14 protein-coding genes are annotated in these 12,943 nt (G+C 71.2%); 9 read left to right on the top strand and 5 right to left on the bottom strand.

Going from position 1 to position 12,943, the window contains the following annotated elements; genetic code table 11:
* Positions 1–107: 107 nt before the first annotated feature.
* Entirely contained in the window at positions 108–1,565 is a 1,458-nt protein-coding gene (locus ASG95_RS14020) for a gamma-aminobutyraldehyde dehydrogenase (RefSeq protein ID WP_057377871.1), read from the bottom strand.
* Positions 1,566–1,738: 173 nt separating this feature from the next.
* On the opposite strand from ASG95_RS14020, the gene ASG95_RS14025 reads away from it, so the two are divergent.
* The 4 genes from ASG95_RS14025 to ASG95_RS14040 all read left to right on the top strand — a co-directional run bounded on the left by ASG95_RS14025 (position 1,739) and on the right by ASG95_RS14040 (position 5,541).
* Positions 1,739–2,224: an Lrp/AsnC family transcriptional regulator gene (locus ASG95_RS14025; protein WP_056922580.1), complete on the top strand. Its 486-nt coding sequence runs from the start codon at positions 1,739–1,741 to the stop codon at positions 2,222–2,224.
* Complete coding sequence (locus ASG95_RS14030) at positions 2,221–3,657, top strand: aspartate aminotransferase family protein (protein WP_057377872.1); 1,437 nt, start codon at positions 2,221–2,223, stop codon at positions 3,655–3,657. The genes ASG95_RS14025 and ASG95_RS14030 overlap by 4 nt, the downstream gene beginning before the upstream one ends.
* A gap of 160 nt (positions 3,658–3,817) precedes the next feature.
* Positions 3,818–5,122 (top strand): FAD-binding oxidoreductase, encoded by a 1,305-nt coding sequence (locus ASG95_RS14035; RefSeq protein ID WP_057377873.1) that lies wholly within the window; start codon positions 3,818–3,820, stop codon positions 5,120–5,122.
* 29 nt (positions 5,123–5,151) lie between these two features.
* Positions 5,152–5,541 carry a pyridoxamine 5'-phosphate oxidase family protein gene (locus ASG95_RS14040; protein ID WP_056922734.1) on the top strand — a complete coding sequence of 130 codons (390 nt, stop codon included), beginning with the start codon at positions 5,152–5,154 and terminating at the stop codon, positions 5,539–5,541.
* A gap of 2 nt (positions 5,542–5,543) precedes the next feature.
* Here the strand turns inward: ASG95_RS14040 and ASG95_RS14045 are convergent, their stop codons facing one another.
* Together ASG95_RS14045 and ASG95_RS14050 are read right to left on the bottom strand one after the other, a co-directional pair.
* On the bottom strand, positions 5,544–5,825 hold the full coding sequence (locus ASG95_RS14045) for a hypothetical protein (protein WP_056922577.1): 282 nt from the start codon (positions 5,823–5,825) through the stop codon (positions 5,544–5,546).
* 19 nt (positions 5,826–5,844) lie between these two features.
* Entirely contained in the window at positions 5,845–6,843 is a 999-nt protein-coding gene (locus ASG95_RS14050) for a phosphotransferase (protein WP_057377874.1), read from the bottom strand.
* 62 nt (positions 6,844–6,905) lie between these two features.
* On the opposite strand from ASG95_RS14050, the gene ASG95_RS14055 reads away from it, so the two are divergent.
* The 5 genes from ASG95_RS14055 to ASG95_RS14075 all read left to right on the top strand — a co-directional run bounded on the left by ASG95_RS14055 (position 6,906) and on the right by ASG95_RS14075 (position 10,685).
* Complete coding sequence (locus ASG95_RS14055) at positions 6,906–8,075, top strand: LOG family protein (protein ID WP_057377875.1); 1,170 nt, start codon at positions 6,906–6,908, stop codon at positions 8,073–8,075.
* Positions 8,072–8,590, top strand: a complete 519-nt coding sequence (locus ASG95_RS14060; RefSeq protein ID WP_057377876.1) for a DUF1990 family protein — start codon at positions 8,072–8,074, stop codon at positions 8,588–8,590. Before ASG95_RS14055 ends, ASG95_RS14060 begins: the two co-directional genes overlap by 4 nt.
* Positions 8,591–8,980 (top strand): VOC family protein, encoded by a 390-nt coding sequence (locus ASG95_RS14065; RefSeq protein WP_057377877.1) that lies wholly within the window; start codon positions 8,591–8,593, stop codon positions 8,978–8,980.
* A gap of 119 nt (positions 8,981–9,099) precedes the next feature.
* Positions 9,100–9,621: a SigE family RNA polymerase sigma factor gene (locus tag ASG95_RS14070; RefSeq protein ID WP_057377878.1), complete on the top strand. Its 522-nt coding sequence runs from the start codon at positions 9,100–9,102 to the stop codon at positions 9,619–9,621.
* Positions 9,618–10,685 (top strand): hypothetical protein, encoded by a 1,068-nt coding sequence (locus tag ASG95_RS14075; protein ID WP_057377879.1) that lies wholly within the window; start codon positions 9,618–9,620, stop codon positions 10,683–10,685. The genes ASG95_RS14070 and ASG95_RS14075 overlap by 4 nt, the downstream gene beginning before the upstream one ends.
* A 130-nt stretch (positions 10,686–10,815) precedes the next feature.
* Here ASG95_RS14075 and purU read toward each other — a convergent pair whose 3' ends face one another.
* Both purU and ASG95_RS14085 read right to left on the bottom strand, forming a co-directional pair.
* Positions 10,816–11,700 carry a formyltetrahydrofolate deformylase gene (purU, locus tag ASG95_RS14080; RefSeq protein ID WP_056922570.1) on the bottom strand — a complete coding sequence of 295 codons (885 nt, stop codon included), beginning with the start codon at positions 11,698–11,700 and terminating at the stop codon, positions 10,816–10,818.
* Positions 11,701–11,730: 30 nt separating this feature from the next.
* Positions 11,731–12,924 (bottom strand): hypothetical protein, encoded by a 1,194-nt coding sequence (locus ASG95_RS14085; protein WP_235543889.1) that lies wholly within the window; start codon positions 12,922–12,924, stop codon positions 11,731–11,733.
* Positions 12,925–12,943 lie beyond the last annotated feature (19 nt).

The following is a 12,943-nucleotide window of genomic DNA, read 5'->3' on the forward strand; positions in this document are numbered from 1 at the left end:
CTCCTGCGGGTGAGGGTGGCGTTCTCGGAGAAGTCCGGGTCAGGGGTGTTCCGGTTTCCTGGGTCAGTGGCCGCCGGCGACGGTGTCGGTGGCCTGGGTGGGCGGGCCTAGCTGTCGATGTTGGCCATGACGTGCTTGATGCGGGTGTAGTCCTCGAAGCCGTACATCGACAGGTCCTTGCCGTAACCGGACTTCTTGAAGCCGCCGTGGGGCATCTCGGCGACGATCGGGATGTGCGTGTTGATCCAGACGCAGCCGAAGTCGAGGGCCTTGGAGACCCGCATGGCGCGGCCGAAGTCCTTGGTCCACACGCTGGAGGCCAGCCCGTAGTCGACCCCGTTGGCCCAGGCGATCGCCTCGGCCTCGTCGGTGAACCGCTGCACGGTGATGACCGGCCCGAAGATCTCGTCCTGGATCGCCTCGTCATCCTGCTTGAGACCGGACAGCACGGTGGGCTCGAGGAAGAACCCGTCACCCAGGGCGTCGAGCCGGTGGCCACCGGCCGCGATCGAGGCGTGGTCAGGCAGGCGGGAAAGGAAGCCCTGCACCCGCTCGAGCTGGTTGCGGTTGTTGACCGGCCCGAGCAAGGCGTCCTCGTCGTCCGGCAGGCCGACCTTCGCCGAGTTCTTGGCGTACTCGCCGAGGGCGGCGACGAAGTCGTCGTGGATGTGGGGGGCCGCCAGCACGCGCGTCGCGGCGGTGCAGTCCTGGCCGGCGTTGAAGTACCCGGCGACGGCGATGCCTTCGACGGCGGCCTCGATGTCGGCGTCGTCGAACACGATGACCGGTGCCTTGCCGCCGAGCTCGAGGTGGACCCGCTTGAGGTCGCGGCTGGCGCTCTCGGCGACCTGCATGCCGGCCCGCACGGAACCGGTGATGGCGACCAGCGCCGGCGTCTTGTGCTCGACGACCGCACGGCCGGTCTCACGGTCACCGGTGACGACGTTGAACGTGCCGGACGGCATGAACTCCGAGGCGATCTCCGCCAGCAGGAGGGTGGTCTCGGGCGTGGTGTCCGACGGCTTGAGGACGATGGTGTTGCCTGCCGCGAGGGCGGGTCCGATCTTCCAGACCGCCATCATCATCGGGTAGTTCCACGGGGTCACCTGACCCACGACGCCGATCGGCTCGCGCCGGATCCAGCTGGTGTGGCCCTTCATGTACTCCCCCGCCGCCCGACCCTCGAGCACGCGGGCCGCGCCGGCGAAGAACCGGATCTGGTCCACCATCGGCGGCAGCTCTTCGGAGGCGGTGAGGGCCCAGGGCTTGCCGGTGTTCTCGGACTCGAGCTTGACGAACTCGTCGGCCCGCTTCTCGATCGCGTCGGCGAACTTGAGCAGCGCCTGCTGGCGCTCGCTCGGGGTGGTCTGGCCCCACTCTGCGAACGCCTTGCTGGCCGAGGAGTAGGCGGCGTCGACGTCGGCAGCCGTGGAGACCGGGGCCTTCGCGACGACCTGGGCGGTGACGGGGCTGACGAGGTCGGTGGTCGCATCGGTCTGCGCCTCGACGTACTCGCCGTTGATGAAGTTGCGCAGGACGCGGGGGGCCGCGGACGTGGCAGTCACTGATGTGCTCCAATGCGGATCGGGTGCTGATTCCGGTGTCTGGCACTGTAGCCGCCTGACGATGGATTTCAATAGGTTCGGCCTGTCAAGATACGGAAAACATTGTCGAAAGCCATCGGGTGCGACTGATTCCGTCGTGTGGGGACTTGCTTTATCCGCAACTGGGGACCACCATGACCAGCGTGACCCGACTCCCCAGCACCAGCGCCGATGTGCGCCTCGACGACGTGTCGAAGGCCATCATCGAGCTGCTGCAGGAGGACGGTCGGCAGTCCTACGCCACCATCGCCAAGCGGGTGGGACTGTCCGAGGCGGCGGTGCGCCAGCGCGTCCAGCGCCTCCTCGACCAGGAGGTCATGCAGATCGTCGCAGTCACCGACCCGTTGCAGGTGGGGTTCCGCCGGCAGGCCATGATCGGCATCCGCGTCGACGGCGACCTCCTGCCGGTGGGTGACGCCCTCACGGCGATGTCGGAGGTGTCCTACGTCGTCACGACGGCGGGGTCCTTCGACCTGCTGGCCGAGGTCGTCTGCGAGGACGACGCCGAGCTGCTCGACCTGCTCACCCGTCGCATCCGCACCCTTCCCGGGGTGCAGACCACCGAGACGTTCGTCTACCTGAAACTCAACAAGCAGCACTACAACTGGGGTACTCGATGACCACTGACCTGTCCATCTTCGAACCGTCCAGCGACTCGCACACGCCACTCGGCACGTTGCACAGCGAGGCCGCGCGTGACCACCTGTGGATGCACTTCACCCGCCACTCGGTCTTCGAGGACCGCTCCGACGGCGGTCTCGGGCACAGCGTGCCGATCATCACGCGCGGTGAGGGCCACAAGATCTGGGACGACCGCGGCAACGAGTACATCGACGGCCTCGCCGGGCTGTTCGTCGTGCAGGTCGGCCACGGCCGGGAAGAGCTGGCGGAGGCCGCGGCGAAGCAGGCCAAGGAGCTCGCCTTCTTCCCCCTCTGGTCCTACGCGCACCCCCGCGCGATCGAGCTGGCCGAGCGACTGGCCAACGGCGCCCCCGGCGACCTCAACCGCGTGTTCTTCACGACCGGCGGCGGTGAAGCCGTCGAGACGGCCTGGAAGCTCGCCAAGCAGTACTTCAAGCTGACCGGCAAGCCCACCAAGCACAAGGTGATCAGCCGGGCGGTGGCCTACCACGGCACCCCCCAGGGTGCGCTGTCGATCACCGGGATCCCTGCGGCCAAGGAGATGTTCGAGCCGCTCGTGCCCGGCGCGTTCAAGGTCCCCAACACCAACCTCTACCGCGCGCCGGACCACCTGCGCGACGACGAGAAGGCCTTCGGCCGGTGGGCCGCCGACCGGATCGCCGAGGCCATCGAGTTCGAGGGCCCCGACACGGTCGCCGCAGTCTTCCTCGAGCCCGTGCAGAACTCTGGCGGCTGCTTCCCGCCCCCGCCCGGCTACTTCGAGCGGGTCCGCGAGATCTGCGACGAGTACGACGTGCTCCTGGTGTCCGACGAGGTGATCTGCTCGTTCGGCCGGATCGGCTCGATGTTCGCGTGCGACGACTTCGGCTACGTCCCCGACATCATCACCTGCGCCAAGGGCATGACCTCCGGCTACTCCCCCATCGGCGCGATGATCGCGAGCGACCGGCTGTTCGAACCCTTCAAGAAGGGGACCACGTACTTCCCGCACGGCTACACCTTCGGTGGACACCCCGTCAGCGCGGCCGTCGCCATGGCCAACCTCGACATCTTCGAGCGTGAGGGGCTCAACCAGCACGTCAAGGACAACGCCCCCAAGTTCCGGGCGACGCTCGAGAAGCTGCTCGACCTGCCGATCGTCGGCGACGTGCGCGGGGCGGGCTACTTCTACGGCATCGAGCTGGTCAAGGACAAGGAGACCCGCGAGACCTTCAACGACGCGGAGTCCGAGCGGCTGCTGCGTGGGTACCTGTCCAAGGCGCTCTTCGACGCCGGCCTCTACTGCCGCGCCGACGACCGTGGCGACCCGGTGATCCAGCTCGCGCCGCCGCTGATCATCGGCCAGCCGGAGTTCGACGACATCGAGTCGCGGCTGCGGTCGGTCCTGACCGGCGCCGAGAAGCACCTCTGAGCCAGACCAGCACCTCGTGAGCCACCCGCTCTGGTGGGAGAGCCCGTATGCCGCGTCGCCGGCGGACGGGCTCTCCGCACCGCAGGTTTCCCACCCAGATGGAACGAAACCTGCGGCCGTCCCGCCCGCGGGTGGGCGCCGCCCGCAGACGACGTTCCAATTGGGTGCGATACCTGCGCGGGCGGACGTGGTCATCGTCGGTGGTGGCTTCACCGGGTTGTGGACCGCGCACTACCTCCTCCTGGCCGACCCTGCGCTCGACGTCGTGGTGCTCGAGGCGGAGCACGTCGGCTTCGGTGCGAGCGGACGCAACGGTGGCTGGGTGTCGGCCCTCTGGCCGGTCGGTCCTCGGACGCTGGCCCGCCGCAGCGGCGCGCAGGCGGCTCGGGCGATGGTTGCCGAGCTCCAGAACACCGTCGACGAGGTGGGCAGGGCAACGGAATCCGCGGCGATCGACTGCGGATTCCGCAAGGGCGGGGCGATCGCCCTCGCGCGCTCACCCGCACAGGCAGCCAGGGCCCGGGCCGAGGTCGACGAGGCCCGGGAGTGGGGCCTCGGCACCCGCTGGCTCGACGCGTCCGAAGCCTCCGAACGCCTGGCCGCGAGCCGGGTCGTGGGGGCCACGTTCACCCCGCACTGCGCTCGCGTCCACCCCCGGCGTCTGGTCGACGGTCTCGCAGCCACGGTCCGGTCGCAGGGCGCCCAGGTGCACGAGGGTGTGCGGGTGCAGGCGATCGAGCCCGGACACGTCGTGCTCGAGGGCGGCGAGCAGGTCTCGGCGCCACACGTCATCCGGGCCACCGAGGCGTGGACCCCCCTGCTGCCCGGCGAGCGCCGCACCGTCGCCCCGGTCTACTCGCTGATGGTGGCCACGGAGCCCCTGAGCGAGGAGCAGTGGTCGAGGATCGGGCTCGCGGAGCGTGAGGTCTTCAGCGACCACCGGCACGTCATCATCTACGGCCAGCGGACCGTCGACGACCGGCTCGCCTTCGGCGGTCGGGGGGCGCCGTACCACTTCGGATCGCGGATCAAGCCTGAGTTCGACCACGAGGCAACGGTTTTCGCCGATCTCCGCGCGACCCTCACCGACCTCCTCCCCCAGCTCGGCGACGTGGAGTTCACGCACGCCTGGGGCGGCCCGCTCGGCATCGCGCGCGACTGGCACCCGTCGGTCGGCCACGACCCCAGCACCGGGCTCGGGTGGGCCGGCGGCTACGTCGGCGACGGCGTCGCGGCCACCAACCTGGCGGGACGGACGTTGGCCGACCTGGTCACCGGCCGCTCGACGGCACTGACCCAGCTGCCGTGGGTGGGCCACCGCAGCCGCAAGTGGGAGCCCGAGCCCGCCCGTTGGGCCGGGATCAATGCCGGGCTGCGGCTGGCGCACGCCGCCGACCGTGAGGAAGCCCGCACCGGCCACCCGGCGCGGCTCGCGGCACTGCTCGGCGCCGTGACCGGGCACTGAGACACGAAGGGATGCGGGAGACTCGGTCCGTGTCGACCGCGCCCGCAGACCTGTCCCCCGCCGCCCTCGACTTCGTGACGGCACGGCACCTGGCCACGCTGACCACGTTGCGCCCGGACGGGTCGCCCCACGTGGTGCCCGTGGGCTTCACGTGGGACCGCGAGGCCCTGGTCGTCCGCGTGATCACCAGCGGTCCGAGCCGCAAGGCGCGCAACGCCGCCCGTGGCGGGCGCGCCGTCGTGTGCCAGGTCGACGGGCGGCACTGGCTGTCGTTCGAGGGCCCGGCCAGGGTGCTCACCGACCGGGAGTCGGTGGCCGACGCCGAGCTCCGGTATGCCGCGCGCTACCGCGTGCCGCGCGAGAACCCTGAGCGCGTGGTCATCGAGATCGCCGTCGACCGGGTGCTCGGCAACCTCTAGGGTCAGGCACCCTCGAAACCGCTGAGCAGGAGGAAGAAGAGCAGCACGCCCACGGCGGCCGCGGCGACGCCGTACGCCGCCCCGACGAGGACCCGCCTTCGCGTTGCTCCGCCCACGAAGCCGGGCAGCCTCGCGCCGAGGAGTGCACCGAGCAGCGCCACCACGGCCACGTCGACGGGCAGGATCCAGTTCTCGTTGCCCTGGTCGTCGAGGAAGGTGGCAGCGAGGGGAAGGCTGATGACCCCTGCTGCCAGCAGCACCACCCACCCGAGGACCTTCGTCATGGCCTCAGGGTAGGGCTCGTCACGGCCCGTTCTCGGGGTCTTCGGGCGGAAACGGCTCGTGGGTGAGCCGCAGGTAATAGAGCGCCGAGTCGCCCCACTCGGCGAGCTCCTCCGGCTGGGCACCCTCGATGGCGCCGAGCCAGGTGAACGAGCGGTTCACCGCGTGGGTGACCATCGCCGGCACCATCAGCGCCTCGAGCGCGTCGCGGTCGAGCAGGTCCGCCCACACCTGCGCGTAGGCGTCCAACAGGTCCGGCCACGGGTGGTGGGTGACGCGCGTGGAGTAGCCGTAGGGCACGGCGAGGACCTCCAGCACGTGGGCCCACTGGGCATCGCCGAAGTCGAAGAAGCGCAGGCTCCCATCGACGACGAAGACGTTGCCCGGGTGCAGGTCCCCGTGTTGCAGGCTGGCCGGGAGCGGCGCCGCGAGCAGTGCCGCCACGGCCTCCTCGACCACCGCTGTCTTCGCCCTGAGCGTGTCAGCCTCATCGGCGGGCAGGTGCGACGGGTGGTCAGTCGGGAGCGCGGCGAGCTGGTCGACGAGCCAGGAGTAGCGCGCCGGCACAGTGGCCGGGGAGCAGTCGGGCAGCCCCGCGCCGACCAGCACATCCCCGTGGTCGGCGACCTGGCGCTGCACCCGGGCGGCGAGCGTCACGACTGCCTGCCACTCCGAGAGGCTCGCATCGTGGCTGTCGCCGAGCGTCGTGCCGCGGTCGGCGGTCATCATCCAGCCACGGGCCGCCTCGACCGCCAACGGCGCCTCCACCTCGGCCGGCTCGAGGTCCGCGAGCGCCCGGTGCACGGCGGGTTCGTAGGCCGATGACGGGCAGTTGGCCTTGAACCACACGGTGCCCTGGTCGCTCGGCACGACGAGCTGGGTCGACCACGGCCTGATCCGCCGCTGGACGATGTCGCCGGTCACCTGTCGTCCGACGCCGGAGAGCTCGTCGCTGATCCAGCGCGTCGCCTCGGCACGCCAGGCGTCGGTCGCCACCGTCTGCGAGAACAGGTCTGCCATGGCCCGACTCTAGGAGGCCCGACCCCGCCAGGCGCACGGCCGACCTGTCTAGAGTCGGCACCATGCAGGGCGACGGCGGCACCCCAGACCCTGAGGTCGAGGACCTCGCCGACCTCGACGCGGTGCTCGACTCCGGCCGCCCCCTGACCGGGCTGCGGTTCCAGGACCTCGACCTCACGGCATACGAGGACCGCCTGCTCGCCCGCACGGACGTGGAGGGGCTCGTGGTGCTGGGCGGTCACCTGTCCACCACGCTCAGCGCGCACTTCGGTGCGCACCGCGCGCTGGTCTTCCCCACCGACCCGCATGCGCCGGTCGACCCCTACCGGGCGACGCTCTACACCGCCGCCGAGCTCTACGCCGGCCTCGACGCCGGCGGCTATGAGTCCACCCCGGATTTCCTTGCCTACCAGTGGATGCGCGACGGCGCGGTGCACCACGACGCGTTCGTCACGCTCCTTCGCGCCATCCACGACGACTCGATCAGCGACGCCCTCGACGAGTTCACGGCAGGTCGCCCGGTCGCCGGGGTGATGGGTGGGCACGCGCTGGCGCGGGGCACGAGGGCGTATGCCGCGGCGGCACGGCTCGGTCGGTCGCTCGCCGCGGCGGGACTGGTCGTCGCCACCGGTGGCGGGCCCGGCGCCATGGAGGCCGCCAACCTCGGCGCGCTGGCCGCTGACGAACAGTCGCTCGGCACGGCCCTCGACCGCCTGGCCGCCGTGCCGACGTTCCGCCCGTCCGTCGCCGACTGGGTCAGCCTGGCGTTCGAGGTGCGCTCCGCCCTCCCCGCCTCCGACGAGCGGCGCAGCCTCGGCATCCCGACCTGGTTCTACGGGCACGAGCCGCCCAACATCTTCTGCGACGGGATCGGGAAGTACTTCTCCAACGCGATCCGCGAGGACGGGCTGCTGGCCCGCGCGGCCGCCGGGCTGGTCGTGCTGGAGGGTGCCGCGGGCACGGTGCAGGAGATCTTCCAGGCCGTCACGCCGCTGTTCTACGCCCCCGCCGAGTCGACCCTCGCCCCACTGGTGCTGGTCGGCCAGGAGTACTGGTCGGAGACCGTGCCGGTCTGGGCCGCGGTGCGAGCCCTCGGTCAGGAGCGAGGCATGGAGGCCGTGGTGCACCTGGTCGACACCCCCGAGGAGGCGGCCGCGATCATCCTCGACCGAGCGATCGACGACGCTCCTCACCCAACCCCCGAACCCGGCGACCGGGGGGACCAGTCGTGAGGCTGGCGGACCTGGCCGACCTGGAGCTGACCTACGAGCCGCGCGGGCTGACCCTCGACGGACCCCTGCCTCCCGGGTTCCACCACCTCGAGGTCGAGCGGCGGCTGGGAGCCGGCGACGCGGCATACCGAGCAGCGAGCGAGGCGCTGATGGCCTATGCGCCGCAACGCGGTGTCGGACTCCGGCCGCGGGCGACGGCTCCGCGCGCGGCGGTGGGCGTCGACGTGCTGAGCCGGCTGGTCTTTCTCGGCGTGCCCTGTCGCATCGTGTGGACGCTGGAGACGGCCGACCGCACCGGCTTCGGCTACGGCACGCTCGAGGGGCACGTCGAGAGCGGCGAGGAGGGCTTCCTGGTCGAACGGCGCGGCGACGAGGTGTGGGCGGTGATCCGCGCCTACGCGCGCGCCGACCTCTGGCTCACCCGACTGGGCGGACCGGTGACGTGGCGGCTGCAGCGGGTCGTCGCCGTCGGGTACCTGCGCGCCCTCCGGCGAGCCGTGCGCGAGGATGGCTGAATGCCCCAGCACCTGAGCCTCGTGACCCTGCTCGTCCGCGAGTACGACGAAGCGCTGGAGTGGTTCCGCGAACGGGCCGGCTTCGAGCTGGTGGAGGACACCGATCGTGGCGACGGCACCCGATGGGTCGTCATCCGCCCAGCGGGGTCCGACGGCACGCAGGTGCTTCTGGCGCGGGCGAGCACTCCGGAGCAGGAGGCCCGGGTCGGCGACCCCGGCGGTGGCCGGGTGATGCACTTCCTCGCGACCGACGACTTCGCGGCCGACCATGCCCGGATGCTCGCCGCCGGGGTGCGCTTCCGCGAGGAGCCCCGACACGAGACCTACGGCAGCGTGGCGGTCTTCGAGGACCTGTACGGCAACGCCTGGGACCTCATCCAGCCCCGCTGACCCCTCGCCATCTCGGCGTCGTTCACCTGCCTTGACCCCGTGTGCCGGATTTCAGGCCGCCGGTGACAACCTTGGAGGTGGTCTCGCCGCTCTTCCTGTGTGAGCGAGAGGAGGACGGCATGGGCGAAGTACCCCGCGCAGCCACGGTTGCCAACACGAGCGAGTTCGACTCGTTCGTCGCCGCACGCGGCCCGAGCCTGCTGCGCACCGCGTTCCTCCTCACCGGCGACCGCCAGCGGGCCGAGGACCTCGTCCAGACCGCGCTCGGCAAGACCTGGCCCCGCTGGGACTCCGTCGCCGCCGGGCCCCGCGAGGCCTACGTCCGCAAGGTCATGCTCACCACCTACATCGCCTGGTGGCGCCGGCGCTGGAACGGCGAGTACCCCACAGCCGCACTGCCCGAGCAGCCGACCACCGACCGCGACCTGGACCAGCGGCGAGACCTCCTTACCGCCCTGGCTGCCTTGCCCAAGGGGCAACGCGCGGTCGTCGTGCTCCGCTACTTCGAGGACCTCACCGAGGCCCAGACCGCCGAGCTGCTCGGCTGCACCGTGGGAACCGTCAAGAGCCAGGCCGCCAGGGCGCTGGCGACCCTGCGCCAGTGCCCCGCACTCGCCGTCACCGAGGGAGAACTCCGATGAGCGACCTCGACACCCGGCTCCGCCAGGCGCTCCACGACCTCGCGCCGGACGACCCGACCACCGAAGGTCTGGCCCACGGCGCACGCCGCTACGCAACCCGCGCTCGACGGGTCCGCCAGCTCGGGATCGCCACCGCGGCCGCGGCCACCCTCGTCCTCGCCACCGTGCTCGTGGCCTCGTTCGACCCGCCGGCACGGGTGGTGCCAGCCGGGCCGTCCCTGACCCCGGCCGACTGCACGCGGCCCGCGACCATTACCAACCTGCCGGGGAGCGATCTCCTTGACACGGCCGACGCAGTCGCCGCCTGGGTGTGTCCCGACCCGTCGCCCCGGCAGCCAGCCTCGATGGCCACCACGTCGTCTGTCGTCGGCACCGACGACGGCTGGCAGCTGCCCGCGACCGAGGTCACCGGTTCACGCCTGCGCGGCCTCGCGGTGTCCGGCACCAACGGCCAGGCCTGCGGCCGGATCCGCCCCGGCCCCGCCTTCACCCTCGCGCTCGAGGACGAGTCGGGTCGCGTCGAGGCCTACCGCAGCACCGAGATGACGTGCGGTGGCGCCTACGCGCTGGCCTCGTTCCTCGACCTCCTCGCCGGGGAGGAGGTCGACGCGCTCCCCGCCTCGACACCGAGCGCCGCTCTCGACTGCCGCACGGACGAGACCTGGCTGCGGACCCACACGTCCTCCCGCACCCACTTGCTGCACTCCCCACTGGTCGCTGCGACGTTCTGCCTGAAGCCGAACTTCGTCGCCGGGGACCCGATGCGCCCGATCCAACCCATGACGACACGCAGCTACCGCTCCATCGCCCTGCCCAGCGACACGCTCGCCGCGCTCAACTCGGACCTCACCTCGGACTGGGGCGGCTTCTTCACGGGGAACGGCGCCTGCAGTTCCGAGGGTCCGTGGACCTACACGGTCGTGGGTGTGACCAGCGCTGGCGACGAGCGCATGCTCGCCACCGGGTGCCTCGATGAGCTCTGGGTCACCGGGGCAGCCCGCACCGGCTTCATCCCGTCGGCGCAGACCACCGCAGCCCTGGAAGCCCTCGTCCCACCCGCCTGAACAGCGCGGAGGTGAGGGGGCGCGCCCGAAGGGCCGTGGAGGGCCTGGCGGGAGCGCGGAGCGAAGCGGAGTGCGGATGGTTGGCCCGAGGGCGTACGCCCTCGCCGACAGCTGAGCGCAGTCGGAGAGATCAGTCGAAGACGATGGTCCGGCGGCCTCGCAACACCACGCGGTGCTCGGCATGCCAGCGCAGCGCCCTCGCGAACGCCATCGCCTCCAGCTCCTGCCCCACGGAGGCGAGCTCGGTCGGGCTCATCCGGTGGTCGACGCGGCGGAAGTCCTGCTCGATGATCGGCCCCTCGTCGAGGTCGGCCGTCACGTAGTGGGCCGTCGCGCCGATCACCTTGACCCCGCGGTCGTGGGCCTGGCTGTAGGGCTTGGCGCCCTTGAAGCTCGGGAGCAGCGAGTGGTGGATGTTGATGATCCGCCCCGGGAAGTCGGCGCACAGCCCACTCGACAGGATCTGCATGTAGCGCGCCAGGGCGATGGTGTCGGCGGAGTAGAGCTCGACCAGCCGGCGCAGCTCCGACTCGGCCGCCGGTTTGGTCTCGGGCGTGACCGGCACGTGGTGGAACGGTATCCCGTGCCACTCGGCGAGGCCGCGGAAGTCCTCGTGGTTCGAGACGATGGCGGGCACGTCGAGCGGCAGCGACCCGCTCTCGACCCGGAACAACAGGTCGTTGAGGCAGTGCCCTTGCTGGCTCACCAGGACGAGCGCCCGCCGCCGCTGGGACAGGTCGTGCACGGCATACGTCATGGCGAACTCCGTGGCGACCTCGTGCATCGCGGCGTCGAGGTCCTCGACCGCGAGCGCCGAACCCTCGCGCGCCAGGTGCATCCGCAGGTGGAACTCCCCCGCCGTCGTGTCGGCGAACTGCTGGCTGTCGAGGATCGTCATCGACAGCTCGAGCATCACCCCCGACACCGCGTGCACGATGCCCCGGCGATCGGCACACGAGACGGTCAGGACGAACTCGCGTCCCGGCTCGACGGCTCCGACGGGGTTGGCTCTCACGCGGGTCAGCCTAGGTGCGCAGCAGTGGTGCTAGGGCCGGGTGACCATGACGATGCCGAGGCACATCTCGTCGGTCGTGCCCTCGCCCCACACGACGTAGCGCTCCGGGATCCCCTCGAACGACGGCAGCAGGTCGCGCATCCGCTGGTCATGCGTGCAGGAGACGGTGAGGGTGTCGCCCGGTCCCACCTTCACCGCGGGCTGCACTGGCCGGCTGCCCTGGTCGTCGAAGTCCCAGATCGGGATGTCGAGGATGGTGCGCTCGTCGGCCTTGCCCTGGTTGACCGTGACCGAGATCTTCGTGCCAAGCAGGTGCATGTGACCGGCCACGGCACGGATCGTCGACGCCTGGGTCACGGGGCGCGTGCAGGTCTGGGTCGGGCCGGCCTTGTTGCCGGGGCAGAGCAGGTGCAGCGCATCGCCGGTGCGCCCTGCGGCGATCCCGAAGCGCTGCTGCACGTCGGCCATCGCGGCCTTCCGGTCGCAGAGCGGGCCGGGGTGCGTGGGTCGGCAGGGCACCTCGACCGGCGCCGGCAGCAGCACCGTCTGGAGCGTCTTGCGCTTCCCGTCGTCGGCCGCGACCCGCAGCTTGGCGGCGCTCTGGTCAGGGGTCCGGCCGGCGAGCAGGTTGTAGTGGACCTGCATGATGATCCGCGAACCGGCCTCGACCGGCATACCGAGGTCGGGGGCGAGCACCCGCTCGCCACCGCCGGGGGCCCACGCACCCAGCCACGGGGCGCTGTTCAGTCCAGCGCCCTGGCTCTCCACACCGGTGCCACCGAAGCAGGTCCAGCCCTGGCCGACCTGGAGGCGGTCCATCTCCTCGGCCCGCGCCACCTTCTCGGCCGGCACCCGGAACAGGATGACGTGGTGCACGACGTCGGGGTTGCCCGGCAGGACGTTGATGCCCGTCACCACCGACTTGGCGGTGAGGCGGGGGTCGAGCAGGAAGCAGCGGTAGTCGTCGGTGCCCGGCCCCGCCGGTGCCTTCGGGGTGTATGCCGTGGGCATCCGGAGCGTGACGAAGCGCTCCCCCGCGCGCAGCGGGGCCTCGGGTGGCGCCGTCACGGCGACGCTGTGGCCGTGCGGCGACGTGGTGAGCGCAGCGGGGACCGCCTTGCCTTCCCGACCGGCGAACGCGCCCGTGAGCACCACGGCAAAGGTCACCGCGACGGCCGTGACAGCCGTGGCAGAGACCACCATCGCCAGTCGGCGTGAGCTCACCTGTCGAGTCTAGGCAGCA

Origin of the sequence: Phycicoccus sp. Soil803, from assembly GCF_001429685.1 — a bacterium.
Taxonomy (GTDB): Bacteria; Actinomycetota; Actinomycetes; order Actinomycetales; family Dermatophilaceae; genus Pedococcus.